Below are 25,344 nucleotides of genomic sequence, written 5' to 3'. Positions count from 1 at the left end.
TGAAATGATCAACGTAGACCTCCAACAACTGGTTCAGGCCCTCGATGCCGAGACCAAGCGCGATCTGGAAGCCGCAGCCGAACGCTGCGTGATGCGGGGCGGCAGCAAAATCCTGGTCGAAGATGTGCTGCTGGGCCTGCTGGAACGCCCCGAAGGCTTGCTCGCGCGCGCTCTGCAGGACGCCGACATCGAAGCGGGCACGCTAGCCCAGGCACTGCAGCCGCGCGGCGAACACAGTGAATCGCGCAACCCGGTGTTTTCCGCAGAATTGGTGCAGTGGCTGCAAGACGCCCTGCTGGTGGGCAACCTTGAACTCGGCCAGAGCCAGATCGACCAAGCCGCGCTGATCCTTGCGCTACTACGCAACCCGATGCGCTACGCCGGCAGCCATTACCAGCCGCTGCTGGCGCGCTTGAATGCCGAATGCTTACGCGAGTTTGCTCTGGCCCAGCAACCACAGGCTGCTCCGGGCAAGTCAGCGTCGGCGGGCGAATCCAACCTGTCGCGCTTCACCCACAACTTCACCCAGCAGGCGCGCGACGGCAAACTCGACCCAGTGCTGTGCCGCGACGCCGCGATCCGCCAGATGATCGACATCCTCGCGCGCCGTCGCAAAAGTAACCCGATCGTGGTCGGCGAAGCTGGCGTCGGCAAGACTGCCATCGTCGAAGGTCTGGCCCTGCGCATTGCCCACGGAGAGGTGCCGGATGCTCTCAAGGGCGTCGAGCTGCTGTGCCTGGACCTCGGCTTGTTGCAGGCCGGCGCCAGCGTCAAAGGCGAATTCGAGCGCCGCCTGCAGGGAGTAATCGATGAGGTCAAGGCCTCTCCCAAGCCAATCATCTTGTTCATCGACGAAGCCCATACCCTGATCGGCGCCGGTGGTCAGGCTGGCAGCGGCGATGCAGCCAACTTGCTCAAGCCGGCCCTGGCTCGGGGCGAACTGCGCACCATCGCCGCCACCACCTGGAGCGAGTACAAAAAATACTTCGAGAAGGATCCGGCCCTCGCACGGCGCTTCCAGCCGGTCCAACTGCACGAGCCCACCGTCGACGAAGCGGTGACCATCCTTCGTGGCCTCGCGCCAGTCTACGAAAAGAGCCACGGCATCTACCTGCGCGACGACGCCGTAGTCGCCGCCGCCGAACTCTCGGCCCGCTATCTCGCCGGGCGCCAGCTGCCGGACAAAGCGGTGGACGTGCTCGACACCGCCTGCGCCCGGGTACGTATCAGCCTGGCGGCCGCGCCGGAAGCGCTGGAGCGCCTGCGTGGCGAAATCGCCGAAGGCGAGCGGCAGGGGTTGGCCCTGCGCCGCGATCTCGACGCCGGCCTGCAGATCGAAACCGATGCGCTGAACCGTCTGGAAACCCGCCTGGCAAGTGCCCGCGCGGAACTCGAACAGCTGGAGACCCGCTGGTCAGCTCAACGCAGCCTCGCCGAGCGAATGCTGGAATTGCGCAAGCAATGCGCCGCCGCTCGACTGAACCCCAAAACCGTGTCTGGCGAAGCAGCGCATTCCGACCTCGAACAGCTCGAAGCCGAGCTGCGTAATCTACAGGTCGAGCTCACCAGCACGCAGGCCACCGAGCGCCTGGTGAGCTTCGAAGTCTGCCCGCGCCTGGTAGCCGAGGTGATCAGCCACTGGACCGGCGTGCCGCTTTCTCAACTGGCGCGCGAGCACAACAGCAAAGTACTCAGCTTTGCGACCGATCTGCGCCAGCGCGTACGGGGCCAGGAACAGGCCATCCAGGCACTGGACCGCTCGATGCGTGCCACTGCTGCAGGTCTCAACAAGCCCGATGCCCCGGTCGGTGTCTTCTTGCTGGTCGGCCCCAGCGGGGTCGGCAAGACCGAAACCGCACTCGCGCTGGCCGACCTGCTGTATGGCGGCGAGCGCTTCCTCACCACCATCAACATGTCCGAGTTCCAGGAGAAGCACACAGTGTCCCGCCTGATTGGCGCACCACCGGGTTATGTAGGTTACGGCGAAGGCGGCATGCTCACCGAGGCCGTCCGGCAAAAACCCTACTCGGTTGTGTTGCTCGATGAGGTCGAGAAAGCCGATCCGGACGTGATGAACGTCTTCTACCAGATATTTGACAAGGGCGTAGCCAACGACGGCGAGGGGCGTGAGATCAACTTCCGCAACACCCTGATCCTGATGACCAGTAACCTCGCCAGCGACCGTATCGCCAGCCTTTGCCAGGGTGGTCAGCGGCCGGCGACCGAAGACTTGGAGCTGGCCATTCGCCCAGCCCTTACCCAGCACTTCAAGCCCGCACTGCTGGCTCGCATGCGCGTGGTGCCTTACTACCCGGTTCAGGATGAAGTGCTCAATGAACTGGTCGCGCTCAAACTGTCGCGCTTCGGCGAACGCCTGGCCCGCCGCCAGTTGCAGTTCAGTCACTGCGAGGCGCTGGTCGAGAGCCTGGCCGAGCGCTGCACCCACAGCGACAGCGGTGCACGTCTGATCGACCATCTGATTGATCGACACCTGCAGCCGCAGGTCGTCGACCGCCTGCTCGACGCCATGGCGGGTGGCGAGACCTTGCAACGCGTGCATGCAACTCTCGACGGTAACGGGGCGGTGGTTTGTGAGTTCGCTTAATGCCCCGCCGATGCTCACCGAGCCTTCGCCTCTTGCCAGTGCGCTATTGGATCGCTTCGCCGAGTTGGCCTGGACGACCGATGCCAGCAAGTGGCTGGACGGGGTGGTAAAAATAGCGGCACAACTGGCTAACTGCCCGCTCATCCAGCTTTACTTGCTGGATGCGACCCACACACGCCTGACCCTGTCGGCCGAATGGTTCGAAGGCTCGCGGCGGCACGAGACCGCGAGCCTGCCCAGCGACTACCACGACGAACAATTGCTGCAGTACTGCCTCAGCCAGAATCGTCAACTGAGTATTGTCCCGCTGGATGCCAGCCTGCATCAGACCGGCTTTCTACCCGAGTCATCGCGCTCCTGGCGCAGCCTGTTGTGCCTGCCGTTGGAGGATGCAGAAGGCCATGCGGTCGGGCTGATGGTAGCGGCCAGTATTGCCACGCAGGACCTCGCCACCGCAGCCACAACCTTGGCCAACCTTGGGCGTTTCGCCCTTGGCCAGGCACATCTGCTCAATAGACTGCGCGGCGCGGCGCAACCCGCACCGACGGAAGTCGCCCCGCCGCGCCCTTGCGCCAGTGGGTATGGGCTGATCGGTGACAGCCCGCGCATGCGCACGGTCTACGGGCTGATTGGCAAGGTTCTGCACAACCCGGTCAGCGTCCTGCTGACGGGTGAAACCGGCACCGGTAAGGAGCTTGTTGCCCGCGCTATTCACGAGTGTGGCTCGCGCCGCAGTCAAGCTTTCATCGTGCAGAATTGTGCGGCCCTGCCCGAGCATCTGCTCGAAAGCGAGCTGTTCGGCTATCGCAAAGGTGCCTTCACCGGGGCCGAGCGCGATCACGAAGGCCTGTTCGATGCCGCCAATGGCGGCACGCTATTCCTCGACGAAATCGGCGACATGCCGCTGACCCTGCAAGCCAAGCTCCTGCGCGTCCTGCAGGAAGGCGAAGTCCGGCCGCTTGGCAGCACGCGCACGCACAAAGTCGACGTAAGAATCGTCGCCGCAACCCATCAGGACTTGCACAAGCGCGTCGAAGAAGGCCGCTTTCGTGAGGATCTCTACTACCGCCTTTCCATCTTCCCAATCGAGCTACCGCCGCTGCGCGACCGCGACCAGGACATCCTTCGCCTGGCCCGGCACTTCGCCGACAAGGCTTGCAGCTTTCTGCAGCGCGATACCGTGCGCTGGTCGGACGCGGCACTCGAACAACTGGCCGACTATGCGTTTCCCGGCAACGTGCGCGAACTCAAGGGGCTGGTCGAGCGCGCCGTACTTTTGTGCGACAGCGGCGAACTACTACCGGAACACTTCAGCCTGCGCACCGTGACCGACGAGCTGGACAGCACGCTGAACCTGCGCGAACGCCTCGAACGGGTCGAACGCAATCTGTTGATCGACTGCCTACGCAAGAATGGTGGCAACCAGAGTCAAGCCGCGCGCGAGCTAGGGCTGCCACGCCGCACCCTGCTGTATCGCATGGAGCGCCTCGGGATCAGCGCTGCAGACATCTAAGGACGGTTGAACATGTATAACCCTGCCAACGAAACCCATTTCAGCCTCAGCATTGACGGCATAGCGCATGACTTGCAGGTATTGGAGTTCAAAGGCCGCGAAGCGCTATCGGAGCCCTTTTCTTTCGAGCTCGAGTTAGTCAGTGAGCACGCCGATCTCGATATCGAAAGCCTGATCCACCAGCCGGCCTTTCTCGCCCTCTCACCGGTCGGTAACGGCATCCACGGCCTGATCTACCGTGTCGCTCAGGGCGACTCACGCAAGCGTCTGACGCGCTACCACGTCACCCTGCGCCCGCAGTTGGCCTATCTTGCCCATCGCACCAACCAGCGCATTTTCCAGCATCTGACGGTGGAGGAAATCATCGCTCAGGTGCTCGAAGAGCATGGAATCCAAGCCAACGCGTTCCGTTTCGGGCTCGGCTCGGTCTATCCCGAGCGCGACTACTGTGTGCAGTACGACGAGAGCGATCTTCACTTCATCCAGCGCCTTTGCGAGGAAGAAGGGATTCACTATCACTTCCAGCACAGTGCCTCGGGCCACGTGTTGGTTTTTGGCGACGATCAGACGCGCTTCCCAACACTCGCATCAGTTGCTTATCAACAGGACAGCGGCCTGGTCGCCGACCAGCCCGTAATCAAGCGCTTCGGCCTGCGCGTCGAGACCCGCACCAGCCGCGTCACCCGCCGTGATTACGACTTCGAAAAGCCGCGCCTGACTATGGAAGGCACCTTTCAGTGCGAGTTCCAGCCGGACCTGGAAGACTACGACTACCCTGGCCGCTTCGTCGAACGAACCCGCGGCAAGCACTTGTCACAGCGGGCACTCGAACGCCACCGCAGCGACTACGAACTGGCCGAAGGGACGAGCGATCAGCCGCTGCTGGTCACCGGTCACTACCTCGACCTCGCCGATCACCCACGGAGCGCTTGGAACCAGCTCTGGCTGCTCAATGAGATCATCCATGAGGGCAAGCAGCCGCAGGTACTGGAAGAGTCAGTCACTGATCTCGGAAGTAGCGACAGCTTCACCCAAGGCTACCGCAACCGCTTCACTGCCACTCCGTGGGATATCCTCTACCGCCCGGCACTCAAGCATCCCAAGCCTAAAGTCTTGGGTAGCCAGACCGCTGTAATTACAGGCCCCGCCGGTGAAGAGATTCACTGCGACGAGTACGGACGCGTGAAAGTCCAGTTCCACTGGGATCGCGAGGGCCAGACCGACGGCAAAACCAGCTGCTGGTTGCGCGTTTCAAGCAGCTGGGCCGGCGACCGCTACGGCGCCATTGCAATCCCCCGGGTGGGCATGGAGGTATTGGTCACTTTCCTCGAAGGCGATCCCGACCAGCCCCTTGTTACCGGATGCCTGTACCACGCCGAACATGTGGTTCCCTACGACCTGCCGGCGAACAAAACCCGCACCGTCTTCAAGACCCTGAGCTCTCCCGGCGGGGGCGGCTACAACGAACTGCGCATCGAAGACCGCAAGGGCGCCGAGCAGATCTACATTCACGCCGAGCGCGACTGGGACGAGAACATCGAGCACGACCAAAAAATCAGCGTCGGCCACCAGCGCCACGACACCGTCGAGGCCAACAGCTACAGCGACTTCCGCGCCGAAGAACACCGCACCACCCACGCCGACCGCAAGACCGAAATCCGTGCCAGCGACCACCTGACCGTGGGTAACACCCAGCACGTGAAGATCGGAACGGGGCAATTCGTCGAGGCGGGCAACGAAATCCACTACTACGCCGGCAGCAAAGTCGTCATCGACGCCGGAATGGAACTCACCGCGTCAGGGGGCGGCAGCTTCCTCAAACTCGACCCAAGCGGGGTGACGCTGGGCGGCGCGACCATAAAGATGAATTCAGGGGGCTCGCCAGGCAAGGGTTCGGGGCTGGGAATTCTGGCGCCAGTAATTCCCTGGGCAGTGGATCAGGACAAGGCCGGCGCGAAGCCCAAGCTCGCGCTGGCGAACGCCCAACTGCAATTGGCACGCAAAGCCCGTCAGATCGGTGCCAGCCGCTGCCCGATATGCGAAGCGTGCCGGGCGGGGGTGTGTGAAATTGGAGCAAGCCGATGAACGATAGGGTTGAACAGTGGCTCAGCGAGCAACAAGCCCAGCGCCGGCAGCTGCTGCTCGTTATAGATAGCCTGGCAGAGCCCGCTCCGCTGTCTCATCTGTTCTCAGCGGACCTGGTGCACAGCTACGCCAATCTCTATCAGGGCACCGAGGTCGACGAGATGGCTGGCGTCGGCCCATGGTTGATATTGCTGAACGAGCTGAATCTCTCGCAGCTACGTCCGTTGACCGATGCACCGGAGCAGAACTGGGGCTGGCTCGCCAGCGTCGAACACGCCGAAATGGCCGCCCTCACCCAACACTGGCAAGCCCGTATCTTTGCTGACGAACAAGGCCAACGGTCGCTTTATCGATTCCAGGACAACCGCATCGTCGCGCGTCACCTTGGCGAGATGGACGCGTCACAACGCCCTCTGCTGCTTGGCACACTGGCCAGCGTGCTCTGCTGGGATGGTCAACACTGGCAGTGTTTCGATAATGGCCGGCCTGGCGACTACCGGGAACCCTTTGAAAAGCCCTGGCTGTCCATCGCAGAACCCGAGGACGTAAGGCGCGCTGTGGCACACCACAACCTCGAGTTGTGGCTATGGCAGAACCACACGCATGCGACCACTCGGCTCGCGGAGACCCAGGTACTGAGTGAATGGCTGGACCTTCAACTCGACAAAGCAAGGGAATGGAACTGGCACAGCGAGCCGCAAGTGAAATTTCTGCTCCGCTACAAACTCGACCCCGCACTGGCCGATCACCCGGCCTGGCTTCCGGCAGAGAGGGAAACACCGGAAGCCCACTATTCGCGAGTCAGCTCGGCGCTGGCTTCAAACTGTTCCGCACGGAATTGAAACAGATGCTTTTTCGCACCTATACCCGCAGCTGTCGCTTTCACACGTACGCATGGCCTGCATTACTCGGCCTCCTGCTCAGCGGTTGCAGCGCGCTCGGCTCAGTCGGCGCCGACACCTTTACATTTAAAGGCGAACTACCTGCTGATTTCGCATTGAAAGCCCAAGCGCATTACGGCGGGGCCGAGGGATGCAGTGGCCACGGTCATGTCGAGGCCTTCAAAGAGGATTACGAAAAGGCGCCACACGGGTATCAGTTCGAGATTCCAGTTAGTTATCGAGATGGCCTTTGCGATCTGCACTTGATTAGAGTCGGGCTTTTTATCCATGCGAAATACGGAGAGCAGGACTGGCAACACAGCTACGATAACGGAGGGTTAGTTGTTGTTGAAGAAACTCCGCCGAACGCCACACCTTATCAAGCAGACGGAGCTTTATCTAAAACGGCTCAATGTTCATGGCTATTCCAAATCAGCAAAGCCCAATCTCGCCGCGGAGAAATCAGCAAAATCCTTAACTGCGCGGGAGCCGGCGCATATCTTCTACGCAAAGCATTAGCAAGCAAAACTGTGCAGATCCACTTCGAGCAAAGCGGTGAAGACCGGCCCTATTACCGAAATTACTGGCTGAAAACGGAATCCGGATGGAAGCCATGTACGGGCCGCTGGGGAACAAGGTTCGAGGAGTTCTGTACGACCCCGCCGCAATTTCGAACCTTCACGAAGGATGGCGGCACATGCACGGTCTATCCAAACTGCAAGGAGTGACTAACGGATGAGTAACTCAACCTCGCCGACCTTACTCCAATGCCCGACTCGCTTGGCGTGGGTAAGCTTTCGGTTGGTAGACGAGCATGGGAACGGCAAGCCCTACGCTGGACTGATCTACAGAGTTACAGACGGCCATGGGTTTGATTGCTCCGCGACGCTAGATGCGGACGGTTATGCACATGTGGCTAACGCCAATGGCGGCCCCATGGTTGTATCTTTTCCAAACGATTATGCCGGCAGCGACCCTTGGTACAGGGGCTTACTTAACAGGGAACATTTTCCAATCCCGCTGTCGGCCCTTCAAGTTGCAGCCGAACAATCACCCGCCGGGCCTCGGCACACCGGCGGTAAGGCCTATCTCGCGCAAGAACGCGCAGCGAAGGAAGATGCTTATTTCATACGGGCCGAAGTAAGCGACTTCGTAGAGAGCAAGAGCCATCTTCCGACGCCAGACCAAGATCGGACGACACCGTCTGCACTAAAACAGAACGCAGGCTCAGCAGCAGACCAGCCTGGCGTTGCTCTTGGTTGTAACAGGCACCATGTCATTGAGATAAAGGCACTACGCGCCTATAGCCCGCTGCTTTCCCGCGGCGCTGATTTTTGCGCGCTGAACGCCTATCACCTTGCGGTCATGAGCGCTTTCGTCTACGCCCCTTTCAGTACGGCTACCAAACCTTACTCCTCGGCGCCACCGCCCTATTCAGCGCTTGGCAGCATCGGATATGTACTTCAGAACCAGTTCGGGCGCCAAATTCGGCCAACGCAATTCAACACCGCGTCCCCCTATCACCTGCTCTGTGAAGAAGTGCCTTATTCGAAGCGTCTCGAAATCGTGCCTTACGATCCAGCGCGCTACGAAAAGGAAGCACAAGAGGGCTGGCGAAATCCCGAAGATGTGCACTTCCTGTGCGACACGGATAACGAAACAGACACGGACACCCAGTCATTCATTACCCATAACGACAAGATCGTACTGATCTCTGTCCGCGGTACTCAGGAATTTCTGGCCGATGCCAGCCGAGACGCAGATGCGCGCCAGGTGCCGTACGAAGAAGGCGAAGGCCAGGCGCATCGCGGCTTTTACGAAGGCTTTCAAGCAGCAAAGCCATTCGTAGAGCGCTACCTCAATGCCTTTTACACCGGTGAACAAACGCTGATCGTCTGTGGCCACAGCCTTGGCGGCGCGATCGCCCTGCTATTGACAGAGTGGCTACGGCGAGAGTGGTCCAGCGATGTCCAGCTCTACACCTTCGGCGCCCCACGCGCTGCCGATGCTACCTTCGTCAAAGCAGCCCAATCCCTCACCCATCACCGTATCGTCAACCACAACGATCCGGTCCCGGCCGTTCCACTGCCCTGGATGGACGCGGAATGGAAGCTTGCTCTTCCTGGTACGGCTCTGCTGTTCAGCTCACCAGCAGCCGGCATCGCGTTGTTGCTTGCAGGGCTCGTGAATCTCCAGGGCGATCCATACGAGCACCACGGCGAGCAGTGGCATTTCATGCCGCGTAAGCCCGGGGCAGGTAGCGAGGCCGCGGTTCTCTGGCAACCGGGTTGCGCGCTGATCGACGAGCAGATCTGCGCACGCTACGTTGGGGAAATCGGGCTAGATGGTGATATGCCGAACCGCCTTGCACTTTGGGGAACTCACCACTCCAGCGATAGCGGCTACGCACGGGCAGCGCTCACTAACCTGCTGCGCTGGAACGCCAGCGTCGAGGAGCGAAACGGAAAGCTCTTCACTGAAGCCGAAATTCGTGACATCTACGCCCAGCTGCTGAGCACCGCCCAGCTACTGGATAGCTGGCAAGCGCGCTCATTCAACGAATTCCGCTGGGAAATCAGGCGCAGGGGGGAGATGCGTTTCTACGGCAAGAGCGATCTGGAACTGCGTGCTATCTATGCCGATGCGGTCGAACAGGGAGAACGCGTTCGAGCAGAACAGAGTCCCGCGCTCACCCGAGCTCAGCAGCGTTTACTAGCCCAGGCCGAGCGCCTGGTTACTCCACGCAGCGTGTTCGGCGAGCATTCGGAACGAGCCGATATTGCGGAGCTGGTAGCGCAGTGGCGCGCCATCAACGACAACCAGGTCGCAGAGCGGCTCGCCGCTATCAAAAAAGAAAGCGCCCAAGCTTTCTCCTAGTAGATTCGTCACATCGGACGAGAGCGAAAGCATTTATAGCTGCAGCTCTCGTTTCCAACCCAACCCCGTCGTTTTTCGTGACCCCGTTCACCCACGCAGACACGCGGGTGAACTTCAATACTCAGCCTGAGTCTCGCTTCGCCGTTTTCGGCGGGCGAGGCCGTCTGCCCACACGCATTCAAGGAGGAAGTCGCGTGCTAGCCCGCTATTGCGCCCTCGTTTTATTCGCTGCATCCCTCGCCCTTGCCGGCTGCTCCGGCAATTACAAGTTCAACGACGACGAGTATCGCCCGCTGGGTGATCCGCAGGTGTCTGCTCGCGGCAACTGACTCACCAGGAGGAAAAAAGCCATGGAATTGGTTTTCGATATGGTCAGTGCACAGCAATTTGCGCCAGGCCTCATCAGCAGCAAGACCTTCAAGCAGGCCGGCGGCACTATTGGCCGTGCCGAGGATTGCGACTGGGTGATACCGGACCGCAAGCGTGTCTTGTCCAGCCGCCACGCTGAGGTGAGCTACCGGGACGGCGCGTTCTTCCTCACCGACACCAGCAGCAACGGCATTCAGCTCAAGGACACCGGCGCCAACCTGGACAAGGGCCGGGCGCAGAGAATCGAGCACGGCAGCGTCTATTGCCTGGGCGACTTCGAAATCCGCGCTCGGCTGATCCAGGACCCGGCCTCTTTCGAAGGTGACATCGGGCGTCCGCAGCCAGCCGGCAGCATCATTCCCGACGACGCCTTTCTCGACCTCGATCCGCTGACCGCACTGGACCAGCAGGAGCACGTCTACGCCCAAGTGGACGACCTGACCGCAGTGCTCGCCCCGCCGCGGGCGCAAGCGCAGCAGCGCGATTACGCACAGATCGACGAGGAGAACCTACAGGTCCCCGAGCTGGTGATGCCCAAGCTGTCCGCCCAACCCAGGGTCGCTCCCGAACCCGAACGCTTGCCGCCCGACTTCTGGGCACGCTTCGGCGAGGCGCTGGGTGTTGACTTGAATAATATGGATGAAGAATCCCGCCAAGCGCTAGCGCTCAAAGCCGCCGGCCTGCTCAAGCAAAACGTTGGTGGGTTGCAGCAGGCGCTGCGCACCCGGAGCGAGCTGAAAAACGAGATGCGCCTGTCGCTAACCACCGTGCAGAGCGCCGGCAACAACCCGCTCAAACATAGCATCGATACCGGCGAAGCGCTGAACCTCTTGCTGCGCGGTGGCAAAGCCGGTCAGCTGCCAGCCGAGCAGGCCGTGAGCCGTGCTTATCGCGACCTGCAGGCGCACCAGGTGGCAATGTTGGCCGCCAGCCGCGCCGCCATCAAGAGCATGCTCGAGCAATTCTCCCCAGACCAGTTGGCCTTGCGCTTCGAGCGTGACAACAAGCCGCTGATTTCTACTTCCGGCAGTCGCTGGCGCGCCTATAAACGCCTGCATCTGGCCATGCAACGTGACGACGATTGGAGCGAACGGCTGTTCGCTCGAGACTTCGCCCAGGCTTATGAGGAGCAGGTATGCCTGATCGCCACACTCAACACCGACCTTCAAGGATGATGTTCATGTCTCGCTTTTTCCCCGCCGCTGTCTTCGCGGCGCTGGCCGTGCTCGGCGGTTGCTCGGCACTTTCGCCCAATTCTGATCTGACCAAGCTCGACCTGTCGCTGCAGGGTAGCGACCGGCTCAACCCCGACCTCAACGGCCGCCCCTCGCCCGTCGTGATTCGCCTGTTGGAACTCAAGCATCCGGTGGCCTTCGAGAACGCTGACTTCTTCTCGCTCTATCAGCGGCCCAAGGAGGCACTATCCCCGGACCTGGTAATTCAGGAAGAGCTGGAACTGCGCCCGGGCGAGCAGCGCGACCTCAAGCTGTTCGTTCAGGAAGGCAGCCGCTATGTCGGTGTGCTGGCGGCCTATCGCGATCTGCCCGAATCCAACTGGCGTTTCGTCATCCCTCTGCAGCACAAGGCGCAGAACCGCATCGAGCTGAGTCTCGACGAGCACGGCATTCAAGTCGTCGACCCGCTCGCGAGGGGGAACTGATCGATGAGCATGAACAAGGTGATCTGGCAGGAGGGAATGCTGCTGCGTCCGCAGCATTTCCAGCAAAGCGACCGCTATTACGACGCGCAGCTCAAGCTGCGGGCCCAGAAGTTGGGTCACTACGCCTGGGGCTTCTTTGGGCTGGAGATTGACCGCCAGTTCCTCAACATGGGCAAGCTGGTACTTAGCCAGGCCAGCGGCCTGCTTCCCGATGGCAGCCTTTTCGAGATTGGCGCCGAGCGTGAGCCACTGGCCCTGGACGTACCGCCCAACACCGGTAACACCCCGGTCTACTTGGCTCTACCGTTGGTGACTGGCAATCACATCGAGAGTCGCCGGCCAGAGCAGAAGGACGTGCTGGCGCGCTATACCGCTTTTGACGAGGAAGTCGCCGACTCCAACGCTGGCGATAGCAGCAGCAGCCAGGTCAGCACCGCCCGACCGGACTTTCGCCTGCTGCTCGGCGAGCAGCAGAGCGACCAGGCTTACGTAAAGCTCAAGCTCTGCGACATCCTCGACACCACGCCGGACGGGGTCATCAGCCTCGACGCCGAGTACATCCCCACCTTTATCGACTTCCAGGCGTCCGGCTATCTGCTGTCCTGCCTGAAGGAAGTAATCAGCATGCTCGGCCATCGCGGCGACATCCTGGCCGAACGTATCCGCGCGACCGGCAAGGTTGGGGGCGCCGAGGTCGGCGATTTCATGATGCTACAGCTGATCAACCGCTACGAGCCGGTGCTGCGCCACTACTTGGGCATCGACCGGGTGCATCCCGAACAGATCTATCGCGAGCTATTGGGGTTGCTCGGCGAACTGGCGACCTTCTCCAGCGAGACCAAACGACCGCGGCTGGATGGCCGCTACCTGCACAACGACCAGGGATTGTCGTTCCGCAAGTTGATGGATGCGATCCGTCAGGTGTTGTCGATGGTACTCGAGCAGCACGCCATCGAGCTGTTGCTGCAGCAACGCCAGTACGGCATCCAGGTCTCGCCGTTGCACGATCACAAGCTGTTAGGCAGCGCCTCTTTCGTGCTCGCCGCCAGCGCGCAATGCGACTCCGAGGAGCTGCGCACACGCCTGCCCGCGCACCTGAAAGTCGGCCCGGTGGAGCGCATCCGCCAGCTGGTCAACCTGCACCTGCCGGGTATCAAGGTCAAGCCTTTGCCGGTGGCGCCGCGGCAGATCCCGTTCCACTCTGGCAAGACCTATTTCGCCTTGGAGCTGAGCTCCGAGGAACTGGCGCAGCTGGAGCGTTCCGGCGGCTTCGCCTTCCACGTGTCCGGCGAATTCACCGGGCTTGAGCTGAAATTCTGGGCGATCAGGGACTGACCGACATGATCAGAGAAATGGACTATGGACAGGACGACAAGACCGTCATCCTCAATCGCCACGGCGACGCCCCGGCACAGAGCCCGCTGACAGACTTCAGTGCGCCACCCAAATTCGAGCAGCTCGAGGAGCGGATGATCTACGCCGCGCGCTTGCGCCCGGCCGAAACCTTCAACATCAGCCTTAACCCGCTGGTCGCGGCCGCATCCTCGCTGCTTTCAGAAGTGGTGCGGCTCAAGCACAGCTACGAAGGCGAAGACCTGCATGCCCTCAACCAGCGCCTGTCTGGCGAGCTCAAGCTGTTCGAACACCGCGCCCTGCACGACGGCGCCGAGAGCAGCCAGGTCATGGCCGCCCGCTACGTGTTGTGTACGGCGATTGACGAAGCGGTGGTCACCACGCCCTGGGGTAACGAGAGCGAATGGTCGCAGATGAGTCTGCTGTCGAGCTTCCACAACGAGACCTTCGGCGGCGAGAAGTTCTTCCAGCTGCTCGAGCGCCTCTCGCGCAACCCGGTCAAGCATCTGCCGATGCTGGAATTGATGTACCTCTGCCTGTCGCTGGGCTTCGAGGGTAAGTACCGCGTACTGCCGCGCGGCATGCTCGAACTCGAAGCGGTACGCGACAGCCTCTACCGGCAGATCCGCCAGCTGCGCGGCGACGTGCCGCGTGAGGTTTCACCGCACTGGCAGGGCCTGCGCGACACGCGTCGGCGCCTTGTACGCATCGTGCCCTGGTGGCTGGTTGCACTCTTCACGCTGGTCTGCCTGGGAATGCTATATGCAGGCTTCGCCTGGGTATTGGGCGAGCATCGCGACGCCGTTCTGCAGCCGTACCAACCCGTCGATCCGACCGTTCAGGTCGAGCCCAAGCCGTAACAAGGACGTAATGCCATGAAGGTTTTTTTCGGCAAGCTTGCCGCGTTTTTCCGCAAGACCTGGGTATGGAGCCTATGCGTCCTGCTGGTACTGGCCCTGCTGGTGTGGTTCGTCGGACCGCTGCTGGCGGTGGACGATTACAAATTCTGGGAGTCCTCGACCAGCCGCCTGCTGACCATCGCCGGCCTATGCCTGGCCTGGGGACTGTTCATCGTCTTCACCAGCTGGCGTAGCACTCGCCGCAAGCAGGCCGAGGCCAGCGACGAAGAGGCACAGGAGCGCCTGCGCTGCGAGGGCTTGGTCAGCGAAGAGCAAGGCATCCTGCGCCAGCGCTACCGGGACGCCATGCGCACCCTTAAGCGTTCTAGCCTGTATCGCGGGCGCAGTGAAAAATGGCGCAACGACCTGCCCTGGTACCTGTTGCTCGGCCCCCAAGGCAGCGGCAAGACCTCGCTGCTGGACTTTTCCGGTTTGGACTTCCCGCTCAACCGCGGCGAAAACCAGCGCCTGACCAAGGATGTCTCTGGCACGCGCTATGCGGACTGGTACTTCGCCGATCACGGGGTGCTGATCGATACCGCCGGTCGCTACCTAACCCAGCCCGACGCTTCCGTCGACAGCAAGGCCTGGGATACGTTGCTCGGCCTGTTGCGCCGCCGCCGTGCGCGGCCGCTCAACGGTGTGCTGGTCAATATCCCGGTCGAGCAGCTGCTGCAATCGAGCGAACTGGAGCTCGAGACCCTGGCACGCCAGACCCGCCAGCGCCTGCATGAGATCCACCAACGCCTGGGCGCCGACGTGCCGGTCTATCTGGTGCTGAGCAAGGCGGACAAAGTGCTTGGCTTCGACGAGTTCTTCGATCAGCTGTCACGCGAAGAGAGCGATCAGGTGCTCGGCGCTAGCTTTCGCAAGGAGCAGGACGGCACCGACGTCAACGTGGTCCGCGGCGAATTCGAGGAATTGCTGCGCCGGCTCAACAGCCAGGTCATCCTGCGCATGCACCAGGAACGCGATACCCAGCGCCGTGGACGCATCCTCGACTTCCCTCATCAGCTCGGCCAAATTGGCGAGCGCCTGTGTCTATTCGTCGAGCTGGCGTTCTCCGGCAACCGCTACCAACGCGCCAGCCAGCTGCGCGGTTTCTACCTGACCAGTGCACCGCAATTACAAGGTGGGCTCGATCCGCTCACCAGTGGCATCGGCCGCAACCTCGGCTTGTCTAGCAGCGCTTTGCCGACCTTGCACAGTGGCCGGGCGCGTTTCATCAATCATCTGCTTAGCCGGGTGATTTTTCCTGAAGCTGACCTCGCCGGACTGGATCAGAAGGAAGTACGCCGCATCGACTGGGGCCAGCGCGCCCTGTATGCCGCGAGCTTCGCCTGCCTGGCACTGTTCGGCGCGCTCTGGGCCAACGGTTTCTCCGGTAACCACGAACGGCTCGAACAGCTGCGCAGCCTGGCCGATCAGCTGAGCGACGAACAGCAGAGCATTACCGCCCAGGACGACGCGCTGCGCACGCTCAAGGCGCTGGACACCAGCTATGCGGCGACACAGGTGTTCCCGAACAAAGCCGAGGTGGCCTACCTGCAACGTGGCGGGCTTTACCAGGGCGAGGTGGTCGACTCAACACTCCATCAAGCCTACCGCCGGGAGCTGGAAAGCCTTCTGCTGCCCCGCGTAGCGCGCCAGCTCGAAGCCCAGATACGCGCCAATCTCGCTGATCGCGAGCGCTTGCTCGGTAGCCTGCGCGCCTACCTCATGCTTAACCTGGAAGAGCGTCGCGACGACAGCTTTCTCAAGGACTGGATCGCCGCCGACTGGTCGCTGCGCTACGCCGGCAACTCGGTCGCGCAGAACGGCCTTAACACCCATTTCGAGCGGCTGCTTAGCGACGGCTTCGCTCCGTATGCGCTCAATGACCAGCTCGTCGCCGAGGCACGTCAGGTGCTACGCAGCGAATCGCTGGCCAACGTCGTCTACCGCATGCTGCGCGACCAGGCCCGCAGCTTGCCCGACTATCGTTTCAGCCAACGTCTCGGACCTCAGGGCGCGCTGTTCAACGGCAGCGACTACGCCATTCCCGGCTTCTACACCCAGAACGGTTATCAGAAGTTCTACGTCGCCCAGGGCAACGACCTGGTACGCGAGATCCTGCGTGACAACTGGGTGCTCGGCGAGGGCGATAGCCTGAGCCTCAAGGACCTCGGACGCCTGATGGTCGAGATGGAGCAGCTCTACTTCCGAGACTACGCCAACTATTGGAGCGAAGCAGTCGCACAACTGTCGCTGGAGCCTATTGCTGGCGCCGGTCAGGGCGCCGTACTGCTAAGCGGGCTGAGCGCTGCCAATTCGCCGCTGCTGCAATTGCTGGTAGAAGTGCGCGACAACACCCGCTTTGCCGGGTCCGTGGACGCCGCTGGCGACGCCGCAGAAGCCGCCGATGCGCTCAAGGACGCCAATGGCAAGCAGGGCAAAGCCGCCAAGCTGGCATCGGCCGCAGCTGAGCAGGCTCAGGCTGCACTGGCCAAGAATCTTCCGGACACTGCGCGTAAGACCCTGGAGCGTCGCTTCGAACCGTTGCATCGCCTGCTCGACGACAACGCAGGGGCCGGCGCCGAACTGGTCCCGACGCTACAGGCCCTAGACGCATTGCAACTGCAACTGGCGGGCCTGGCCCATGCCAGCGCGCCAGATCAGGCCGCGTTCGAGCTCGCCAAGGCACGCATGGGCGGCCAGCGCGATGCGATCAACCAGTTGCGCGCCAGCGCAGCGCGTCTGCCGCATCCGATCGGCAATTGGCTCGGCCTGCTCGCCGAAGACAGCTGGACGCTGGTCCTGAACGACGCCTATTACTACCTCAACCAGCGCTACCAGAGTGAACTGTACGCGTTCTACAAAGGCTCGCTGCGCAAGCGCTATCCGTTCAGCGCCCACAGCGAAAGTGATGTTGCCATCGCTGACTTCCGCGAGTTCTTCAAGGCACAGGGCGTGGCTGAAGGCTTCTTCGATCGCTACCTCAAACCCTTCGTCAGCGGCAGCGCTGGCCGGTACCAACTGCGTCGTGTCGATGGCCGCGGCTTGCCGTTGTCACGTGAGTTCCTTTCGCAAATGAGCAACGCGCAAACCATCCGCCGCAGCTTCTTCGCCGAAAACCCGAACGAGCCGCAGATCCGCTTCAAGCTTGAGCCTTACTCGTTGGATTCGAGCCTGGGCCGCGCCGACTTCCGCTTCGGCAATCAGCAGATGGAATACCGCCACGGCCCGATCGTGCAAACCGCCTTCAGCTGGCCTGCCGACGCCGAGGACGGACGCACCAGCCTGGTAGTCGAAGAGCTCGGCGGGCACCGTGTCGGCATCGAGCAGAACACCGGTCCTTGGTCGCTGTTCCGTCTGCTGGACCTGATGCAAGTGGACTACCACAGCGGCCGTGACGTGCTGATGCTCAAGGCCAATCTGGGCGGCCGTCACGCCAACTATCTGCTGCACAGCCAGCGCTCGCCGAACCCATTCGACATCGGCTTGCTGCGTGATTTCAAGCTGCCGGCGACGCTGTGATGACGAGCACCGCAAGCCTGGCCCATGGCTGGCGTAGCGCCGCGCGGACCGACACCGGCAAGGTTCGCGCACGCAATGAAGACGCCTTTCTCGACTTCCCCGAGCAAGGCTTGTGGGTGGTCGCCGATGGTATGGGCGGCCACCACAACGGCGCGCTGGCCAGCCGCCTGATTGTCGAGCAACTGGCCGAGCTGCCGGAAGGCAGTCTGGCCGAACGCCTGGCTAACCTGCGTCGCTGCCTGCACGACCTCAACCGCAGACTCGGCCAGGAACTGACGGTCACCGCCGACCGCCCCGACCCGGTGACCGGCAGTACCGTGGTCGCCCTGCTGATGGAAAGCGATCGTGCCGCATGCGTATGGGCCGGCGACAGTCGCTGCTACCTCTGGCGTGGCGGCCGTCTTTACCAGCTCACACGTGACCATTCACTGCTACAGCAACTGATCGACGAACAGAACTTAACCCCGCAGGAAGCCGCACGTCACCCCGCTGCACATGCGCTCACTCGCGCGGTCGGCGCCAGCGAGCAATTGGTGCTGGATATTCTCGAGTTCGATGTCTATCCAGGCGATACCCTGCTGCTGTGCAGCGATGGGCTCTACCAGAACCTGTCGCCGGACGCGCTGGGTGCAGCACTCAACTCGCCATTGACGACGCTTGCGCTGCAACGGCTGTACGACCAGGCCATGGACGGCCCGGCGCGGGACAACCTTAGCGCGGTGGTAGTACGCCGATGAGCGAGCCCCTGCGTGCCGAGCCGGCTTCGGACCTGACCTACTTCGCCTTCGCCTCTACGTCTGCCGCGCCGGGTACTCCGAAGCCGCCGACCATCAGTACCGGCGAATTGCCGCAGGTCTTAGGCGGACGCTACCGGATCGAACGGCTGCTCGGCGTCGGCGGCATGGGCGCGGTCTATCGCGCTCGGGACCTGTTACGCGAACAGTTTGGCGACCCGGTGCCCTACATCGCGCTTAAAACCCTGAACAATGATTTCGCCGAATACCCCGACGCCCATGCGCTGCTCTACACCGAGTTCGCCCTGACCGCACGGCTGAACCATCGCCATGTCGTGCGGCTGTTCGGCTTCGACGTGGACGCGGCCAGCCAACGCGCCTTTATCACCCTCGAATTGCTCAAGGGACCGACCCTCGACCAGTTACTCAGCGAGCGCCCTGATGGCCTCGCCTGGGATGAGCTGCGCGAAATCGCCTTGCCGCTGATCGACGCGTTGGCCTACTCCCATAGCCGCGGCGTGATCCACGGCGACATCAAACCGAGCAATGTAATACTTGCGGAGGACGGGTTGCGCTTGTTCGACTACGGGCTCGGCCAGCCACTCGAGGGCATCCTCAAGAAGCTGCCGAGTCTGTCTCGCAACCGATTCAAGGCCTGGACGACGCGCTATGCGGCCCCTGAACTGCTGGACGGCGCAGAGCCGTCCGCGCTCAGCGATGTCTACGCGCTCGCTTGCCTGCTGTTCGAACTTGCGAGCGGCCAGCACCCGTTCCGCCGACTAAGTGCCAAGCAGGCCAAGGCTATGGCTCTGGATAAAGAGTTGCGGTGCCCACCGAATTTCCCAGCCCATGGCTGGCTGACGCTGCGCTCGGCGCTGGCGTTCGATACCGATAAGCGCACGGCCAGCGTGGCCCACCTGCTGGATATTTTTCACCGCCCCGCACCCAGCCGCCTGCGGCGCTGGTTCGGGCGCACCCACGGATGACATGAGAACAAGGAGGCGCCATGTTTAACGCGGCCAATGACACCCATTTCAGCCTCACCATCGAAGGCGTCGAACACGACCTGCAGGTACTCGCTTTTACCGGTCGCGAAGCCATCAGCCAGCCCTATCGCTTCGACCTCGAGTTGATTAGCGAACGCCCTGACCTGGACCTGCAGAGCCTGCTGCACAACCCAGCATTCCTGGAACTCTCTCCCGCCGGCAATGGCATTCACGGGTTGATTCATCGCGTCGCTCAGGGCGAATCCGGCAAACGCCTGACCCGTTATCGACTGGCGATCGTTCCGCAACTGGCCTATCTGACGCACCGTACCGATCAGCGCATCTTCCAACATCTGACCGTGCCGCAAATCATCGCTCAGGTGCTCGAGGGGCACGGCATCCAGGCGGACGCCTATCGTTTTCAACTCGGCCCGGTGGTCTACCCCGAGCGCGACTATTGCACCCAATACGACGAAACCGACCTGCATTTCATACAGCGCCTGTGCGAGGAAGAAGGCATCCACTATCACTTCGAGCACAGCTCGGGAGGCCACGTCCTGGTGTTCGGTGACGACCAGACGAGCTTTCCCAAACTCGGCCAACCCACCGCCTATCTCCAGGACAGCGGGCTGGTAACCGACGAGCCTGTGATCAAGCGCTTTGCCGTCCGCCTGGAGACCCGTACCAACCGCGTCAGCCGGCGCGACTACGACTTCGAACAGCCGCGTCTGGTGATGGAAGCCGGCCACAAGGGCTCCGAACAGCAGCGCGCAGCAGGATCTGACCTGGAAGATTACGACTACCCCGGGCGCTTCACGGATCGCACCCGCGGCAAGCATCTATCGCAGCGTGCCTTGGAACGCCACCGTACCGATTATCGGCAGGCTGAAGGCCGTAGCGACCAGCCCACACTCGTCAATGGTCACCTGTTGGAAATCTCCGACCACCCCCGCCGGGAATGGAACGATCTCTGGCTGCTGACAGAGATGCTCCACGAAGGCAAACAGCCACAGGTACTGGAGGAGTCGGTTACCAATAGCTCAGGTCAGCAAAGGCGCGCCCACACAGCTCAACCGGAAGAAGGACTTAGTTCGGCGGACGAACCCTTCACTCAAGGCTATCGCAACCGTTTTGTCGCGACCCCATGGGATGTTCCCTTCCGGCCCGCTTTGCGCCACCCAAAACCCCGCGTACTTGGCGCCCAGACCGCAGTCGTCACTGGCCCCGCCGGCGAGGAGATCCACTGCGATGAGTACGGTCGAATTAAGGTGCAATTTTTCTGGGACCGTGAAGGCCAAGCGAACGACAAGACCAGCTGCTGGCTGCGCGTCGCCAGCAACTGGGCCGGAGACGGCTATGGCGGTATCGCTATTCCGCGTGTCGGGATGGAAGTGCTGGTCACCTTTCTTGAAGCGGACCCTGACCAACCCATGGTGACCGGCTGCCTCTACCATGCCGAACACCAGGTTCCTTACGACCTGCCGGCGAACAAAACCCGCAGCGTCTTCAAGACCTTGAGCTCACCGGGCGGTGGCGGCTACAACGAACTGCGTATCGAGGACCGCAAAGGCGACGAGCAGATCTACCTACATGCCCAGCGCGACTGGGACGAAAACATCGAGCACGACCAGAAGATCCGCGTCGGAAACGAACGCCACGATACTGTCGAAAAGAACAGCTACACCGAGCTGCACGCCGAAGAACACCTGACCGTCAAAGCCGAGCGCAAGGTCGAAGTCAAACCCGACGACCACCTCACCGTCGGGCAGAATCAACATATCAAACTCGGCACCGCACAACTGACCAAAGCCGGTAGAGAAATCCACCTCAAGGCAGGCCAGAAGATGCTCATCGAAGCCGGCGTCGAACTCACCCTCACTGCCGGAGGCAGCTTCATCAAACTTGACCCCGGTGGCATCACTATCAGCGGGCCGATGGCCAAGATCAATGCTGGTGGCGCGCCGGGTAAAGGCTCGGGCATTAAGATCGAGCCGCCCGTGCTACCGGGAGTGGTGGCTAGTGGCAAGGCGGGAAATCTGTTGAAGAACGCATTGCCCGGCGAGCTGATCAGCGCACCGAACAAGCGCAAGCGAATGCTGGATTTCTCGGGCTAACAGGAAGAGAGCACGAGTCGGGAGTTGGCTCGCGGCTAGCCTTGTTCGAGCCTCCTGGCGGTCAACCCCTTCGAGTTGATCGCCGTCGTGCTCGGCTTGCGGCGCCCAACCACAGTGTTTCCGGCCGTACAGCTTCCCTTTCCCTACTCGCTGCGACCCGTGGCGTCACAATCCTGCTCGTATCGTCTTATGAGCGGAAACGGCGGCAACCAGGACTCACGCCGGACGATCCAGCTTTCGTAGGTTGGCATCAGTTGGTCAGGGGCATCCAGCGATCCCAGGTTTACTTCGATTTCATCCGCGGTACGTGCGAAAACGGACGAGCCGCAGCGGGGGCAGAAAAACCGCCCGGCGTAATCACGTGTTTCGCCATCGATGGTCACCGCGTCTTGAGGAAAGATCGCAGCAGCGTAAAAGAGCGCCCCGTGATGCTTACGGCAGTCGAGACAGTGACAAAGGCCGACCCGGTATGGAGGTCCCGACGCCACTATCCGAACGTTGCCGCAAAGGCAACCGCCTTTGAACTGATCCATTCTGCGTCTCCTCTAAAATCAAGCGATCAGAACGTTTCCTTTTACACCTGGACCTACGCCAAGTAGCGTCTGAACCACTCCAATGTGCGATCCCATGCCAGCTCGGCCGCAGCCTCATCGTAGCGGGGGGTGGAGTCGTTGTGAAAACCATGGTTCGCGCCAGGGTAAATATGAGCCTCATAGGTCTTGCCCGCCGCCTTTAACGCCTGTTCATAGGCCGGCCAGCCTTCGTTGATGCGCGTGTCGAGCTCGGCGTAATGGAGCAACAGTGGCGCCTCGATCTTGCTTACGTCGTCCGCGTCGGCCTGGCGTCCATAGAAGGGGACCGCAGCGCCGAGCTCGGGATAGGCAACGGCAGCGGCATTGGCCACGCCGCCGCCATAGCAGAAACCGGTAATCCCCACCTTTCCGGTTGTGAGCGGATGATCCATCAGCCACTCGACGGCAGCGAAGAAGTCATTCATGAGCTTTTCTGGATCGATTGTCTGCTGCAGCTCTCGGCCTTTATCGTCGTTACCGGGATAGCCGCCCACAGAGCTCAGGCCATCCGGGGCAAGCGCGACGAACCCTGCTTTGGCCACTCGCCGGGCGACATCCTCGATGTAGGGGTTGAGCCCACGGTTTTCATGAACGACAACTACAGCCGGCAACCTGCCGGTGGCATTGGCGGGGCGAACCAGATAACCACGGACCTGCCCGTGACCTTCGGGCGATGGGTAGGAAACGTACTCGGGGATGATAGCCGGATCGGTGAATTCCACCTGCTGGGCAAGGGCGTAATTCGGACTCAGCGCGGAAAGGATTGTGGTTGCGGTCAGACCACAGACAGTGAAAGCCCCAGCTCGATCGAGAAACTCGCGTCTGCTGATCCTGCCGTGGGCATAGTAGTCGTACAGTTCCAGCAATTCGGGGGAAAAATCTTTAGCGGTAAGACGAACCATTTTTGCTCTCCTTTTGCATCAAGTCGGCTGGTGCAGAGAGAGCCTAGTACCGAAACGCCTTTTGGGCTGACTCAGAGTGTAAGAGTGCAAGACCGGCCAGCTTTGTAATTCACCCTCTGCCTTGGCACGGCCACATCGATAACCGAATGAAATTCACTGATGGGCTTTCAAGCCAAGATCGGCATCGCTTCTCGCCCCGCCGGCCGGACCAGCTTTGCCTCCGCAGACCGCTTTGGGCGGCCGCACGGGCAAGTGCATGCCGAACGTATTTACGCCGTCGGCGCTGCGCACGAAAACGTCGCCACCATGCATCAGCGCGATGGCCTTGACGATGGCAAGACCAAGTCCGTGGTTGGCGCCGCTGTTGCTGCGCGAAGGGTCGGTCCTGAAGAACCGTTCGAACAGTCTCGGCAAGTGTTCGCTGTCGATGACCTCGCCCGGGTTGGCGACGCCGATGCTGACCTGATCCTCCCGCTCAGTGATCCACACCTGAATGCTCTGCCCTGCGGCGGTGTGTTGCACCGCGTTGTTAAGCAGGTTAATCAGCGCACGCCGCATGTGAGCCTTCTCGATCTGCACCGTTGCGTCGCCGCTGACCTGCACCTTCACCTGAGCATCTTCGAGAATGAAATCCAGGTAGTCCAGGGTGGTGGCGACTTCAGCGGCGAGCGAAGCCGATGTCAGCTCGGTCGCCTTGCTACCCTGGTCAGCGCTCGCCAGGAACAACATGTCGAGAATGATGGAGCGCAGCCGCTCGAGTTCCTCAAGGTTCGATTGCAGAACCTCGAAATAGTCATCCGCCGATCGCCCCCGGCTCAAAGCCACCTGCGTTTGCCCAATGAGGTTCGTCAGTGGCGAGCGCAGCTCATGGGCCACATCGGCATTGAACGAATCAAGGCGCCCGTAGGCCTGCTCGACCCGTTCGAGCGTGGTATTGAAGGCACTGGCGAATTGCTTCAGCTCAGGCGGGAGCGACGAGAGTTGCAAACGGCCGGAGAGTCGCGGCGGCGTCAGCTTCTGGGCTTCATCGGACAGCGTGATCAACGGTTTCAGGCCGATGCGAGCAACCCAATACCCCAGAGCCGCTGCCAGCAGGACGCCAACGATGGCCAAGCTGACAAGTACCAAGAGCAGGTGGCGCTGGGTTTGCCAGAACGCCTCGGTATCAATGGCGATCAAAAAACGCACAGGTGGACGCTGATCCTTGGCTGGCAATTCGCGTAGCAGGACTTTTATCGGATAGCCGTAGCCATCGAGCATCAGGTCGCGCATGCCTTCCGGTCCTTGGGCGAAACTACGCAGTTGTTCGTCCGGGTCACCGAATTCGAAACGAGGATCGTCACTGACCGCCCAGAAGCGGATGCGGCTGTCTTCCTTGCGAAGGAGCGTGAGCTTGGCGCTTATCTTGGCCCAGTGCTCGGGCGTTCCATAGCGATTCAGGGCCGACTCGAGCACGCTATAACGCGCATCCAGTTCGGCCTCTGGCAGCAGCCCCAGGCCTTTGCCGACCTGGTGGTAAAGCGTCCAGCCGATCACCAGGAAGATCACCGTCGCCACGAGCGTGAACATGCCGCTCAGGCGCAGCGCGATGGAGTCAGCAGACACGACGGTCTTCCAATACGTACCCCATGCCACGAATGGTGTGCAGAAGTTTGTGCTCGAAGGGACCGTCGAGCTTGGCACGCAAGCGCTTGATCGCGACTTCGACGACGTTCGCGTCGCTGTCGAAATTGATGTCCCACACCGTTTCAGCGATCGCGGTTTTCGACAAGATTTCCCCATGACGCCGCGCCAGCACGCTGAGTAGCGCAAACTCCTTGGCGGTGAGCTCCAGGCGAACGTCAGCCCGGGTGGCCTTGCGGCTGATCAGGTCGATCCAAAGGTCGGCAATGCTGATCTGTACCGGTTCGTGACCGCCGCCGCGCCGCGTCAGGGCTTGCAAGCGGGCCACCAGTTCGAGGAAGGAGAAGGGTTTGCCTAGGTAGTCATCGGCCCCTTCGCGAAGGCCCCGAACGCGATCTTCCACCCGCTCGCGCGCGGTAAGCATGATCACCGGCGTCTGCTTGCGTGCCCGCAAGCTGCGAAGCACGCCAAAACCGTCGAGTCCAGGCAGCATGACGTCAAGAATGATGACTGCATAATCGCGCTCAAGCGCAAAGTGCAGCCCTTCGACACCGTCACCTGCGCGGTCCACCGTGTAGCCTTGCTCGGTCAAGCCCCGGTGCAGATAACCAGCGGTTTTCTCTTCGTCTTCGATAACCAGAACACGCATGGCCCA

Annotated in this window: 18 protein-coding genes and 1 pseudogene; 15 read left to right on the top strand and 4 right to left on the bottom strand. The window is 61.4% G+C overall.

The window, feature by feature from the left end:
• Window positions 1-4 precede the first annotated feature (4 nt).
• From tssH to tssI, 15 genes are all read left to right on the top strand, one after another.
• On the top strand, window positions 5-2,605 hold the full coding sequence (tssH, locus tag D7241_RS01205; RefSeq protein WP_408099973.1) for a type VI secretion system ATPase TssH: 2,601 nt from the start codon (window positions 5-7) through the stop codon (window positions 2,603-2,605).
• A 10-nt stretch (window positions 2,606-2,615) separates the two neighbouring features.
• Window positions 2,616-4,118 carry a sigma-54 interaction domain-containing protein gene (locus D7241_RS01200; protein ID WP_408101170.1) on the top strand — a complete coding sequence of 501 codons (1,503 nt, stop codon included), beginning with the start codon at window positions 2,616-2,618 and terminating at the stop codon, window positions 4,116-4,118.
• A gap of 12 nt (window positions 4,119-4,130) precedes the next feature.
• Window positions 4,131-6,203 carry a type VI secretion system tip protein VgrG gene (locus D7241_RS01195; protein ID WP_408099972.1) on the top strand — a complete coding sequence of 691 codons (2,073 nt, stop codon included), beginning with the start codon at window positions 4,131-4,133 and terminating at the stop codon, window positions 6,201-6,203.
• Entirely contained in the window at window positions 6,200-7,045 is an 846-nt protein-coding gene (locus D7241_RS01190; RefSeq protein ID WP_408099971.1) for a DUF4123 domain-containing protein, read from the top strand. The genes D7241_RS01195 and D7241_RS01190 overlap by 4 nt, the downstream gene beginning before the upstream one ends.
• Before the next feature lie 5 nt (window positions 7,046-7,050).
• Window positions 7,051-7,812, top strand: coding sequence for a hypothetical protein (locus tag D7241_RS01185; RefSeq protein WP_408099970.1), 762 nt, complete (start codon window positions 7,051-7,053; stop codon window positions 7,810-7,812).
• A 73-nt stretch (window positions 7,813-7,885) separates the two neighbouring features.
• Entirely contained in the window at window positions 7,886-9,961 is a 2,076-nt protein-coding gene (locus tag D7241_RS01180) for a lipase family protein (protein ID WP_408099969.1), read from the top strand.
• A 194-nt stretch (window positions 9,962-10,155) separates the two neighbouring features.
• Window positions 10,156-10,290, top strand: a complete 135-nt coding sequence (locus D7241_RS01175; RefSeq protein ID WP_255982188.1) for a type VI secretion protein — start codon at window positions 10,156-10,158, stop codon at window positions 10,288-10,290.
• A 21-nt stretch (window positions 10,291-10,311) separates the two neighbouring features.
• The gene (gene tagH, locus D7241_RS01170; RefSeq protein WP_408099968.1) at window positions 10,312-11,505 is read left to right on the top strand and encodes a type VI secretion system-associated FHA domain protein TagH; all 1,194 of its coding nucleotides are present in this window, start codon (window positions 10,312-10,314) and stop codon (window positions 11,503-11,505) included.
• A 5-nt stretch (window positions 11,506-11,510) separates the two neighbouring features.
• Entirely contained in the window at window positions 11,511-11,990 is a 480-nt protein-coding gene (tssJ, locus tag D7241_RS01165; RefSeq protein ID WP_408099967.1) for a type VI secretion system lipoprotein TssJ, read from the top strand.
• A 3-nt stretch (window positions 11,991-11,993) separates the two neighbouring features.
• Window positions 11,994-13,325, top strand: a complete 1,332-nt coding sequence (gene tssK, locus D7241_RS01160; protein WP_408099966.1) for a type VI secretion system baseplate subunit TssK — start codon at window positions 11,994-11,996, stop codon at window positions 13,323-13,325.
• Window positions 13,326-13,330: 5 nt separating this feature from the next.
• Complete coding sequence (gene icmH, locus D7241_RS01155) at window positions 13,331-14,203, top strand: type IVB secretion system protein IcmH/DotU (RefSeq protein ID WP_408099965.1); 873 nt, start codon at window positions 13,331-13,333, stop codon at window positions 14,201-14,203.
• Window positions 14,204-14,218: 15 nt separating this feature from the next.
• Window positions 14,219-17,758, top strand: coding sequence for a type VI secretion system membrane subunit TssM (gene tssM / locus D7241_RS01150; protein WP_408099964.1), 3,540 nt, complete (start codon window positions 14,219-14,221; stop codon window positions 17,756-17,758).
• The gene (locus D7241_RS01145) at window positions 17,758-18,495 is read left to right on the top strand and encodes a PP2C family protein-serine/threonine phosphatase (protein ID WP_408099963.1); all 738 of its coding nucleotides are present in this window, start codon (window positions 17,758-17,760) and stop codon (window positions 18,493-18,495) included. The genes tssM and D7241_RS01145 overlap by 1 nt, the downstream gene beginning before the upstream one ends.
• Complete coding sequence (locus D7241_RS01140) at window positions 18,492-19,478, top strand: serine/threonine-protein kinase (protein WP_408099962.1); 987 nt, start codon at window positions 18,492-18,494, stop codon at window positions 19,476-19,478. The genes D7241_RS01145 and D7241_RS01140 overlap by 4 nt, the downstream gene beginning before the upstream one ends.
• Window positions 19,479-19,498: 20 nt before the next feature.
• A complete protein-coding gene (gene tssI / locus D7241_RS01135) occupies window positions 19,499-21,592 on the top strand; it encodes a type VI secretion system tip protein TssI/VgrG (protein ID WP_408099961.1) in 2,094 nt (697 codons plus the stop codon).
• A 143-nt stretch (window positions 21,593-21,735) separates the two neighbouring features.
• Here the strand turns inward: tssI and D7241_RS01130 are convergent, their stop codons facing one another.
• The 4 genes and pseudogenes from D7241_RS01130 to D7241_RS01115 form a co-directional block, all read right to left on the bottom strand.
• Window positions 21,736-22,125, bottom strand: coding sequence for a GFA family protein (locus D7241_RS01130; protein ID WP_408099960.1), 390 nt, complete (start codon window positions 22,123-22,125; stop codon window positions 21,736-21,738).
• Window positions 22,126-22,178: 53 nt separating this feature from the next.
• On the bottom strand, window positions 22,179-23,066 hold the full coding sequence (yghX, locus tag D7241_RS01125) for a YghX family hydrolase (RefSeq protein ID WP_408099959.1): 888 nt from the start codon (window positions 23,064-23,066) through the stop codon (window positions 22,179-22,181).
• Window positions 23,067-23,309: 243 nt separating this feature from the next.
• A pseudogene (locus D7241_RS01120) lies at window positions 23,310-24,671 on the bottom strand (heavy metal sensor histidine kinase); the annotation flags it as partial.
• A complete protein-coding gene (locus D7241_RS01115) occupies window positions 24,661-25,338 on the bottom strand; it encodes a heavy metal response regulator transcription factor (protein WP_408099958.1) in 678 nt (225 codons plus the stop codon). The gene D7241_RS01115 and the pseudogene D7241_RS01120, both read right to left, overlap by 11 nt.
• Between the last annotated feature and the right edge of the window lie 6 nt (window positions 25,339-25,344).

The sequence above is a fragment of the Stutzerimonas sp. VN223-3 genome (assembly GCF_045999685.1).
In the GTDB taxonomy this organism is placed as follows: Bacteria; Pseudomonadota; Gammaproteobacteria; order Pseudomonadales; family Pseudomonadaceae; genus Stutzerimonas; species Stutzerimonas stutzeri_AR.
The sequence above is the reverse complement of the archived record's forward strand: the minus strand, read 5'-3'. Positions and strand labels throughout refer to the sequence as shown.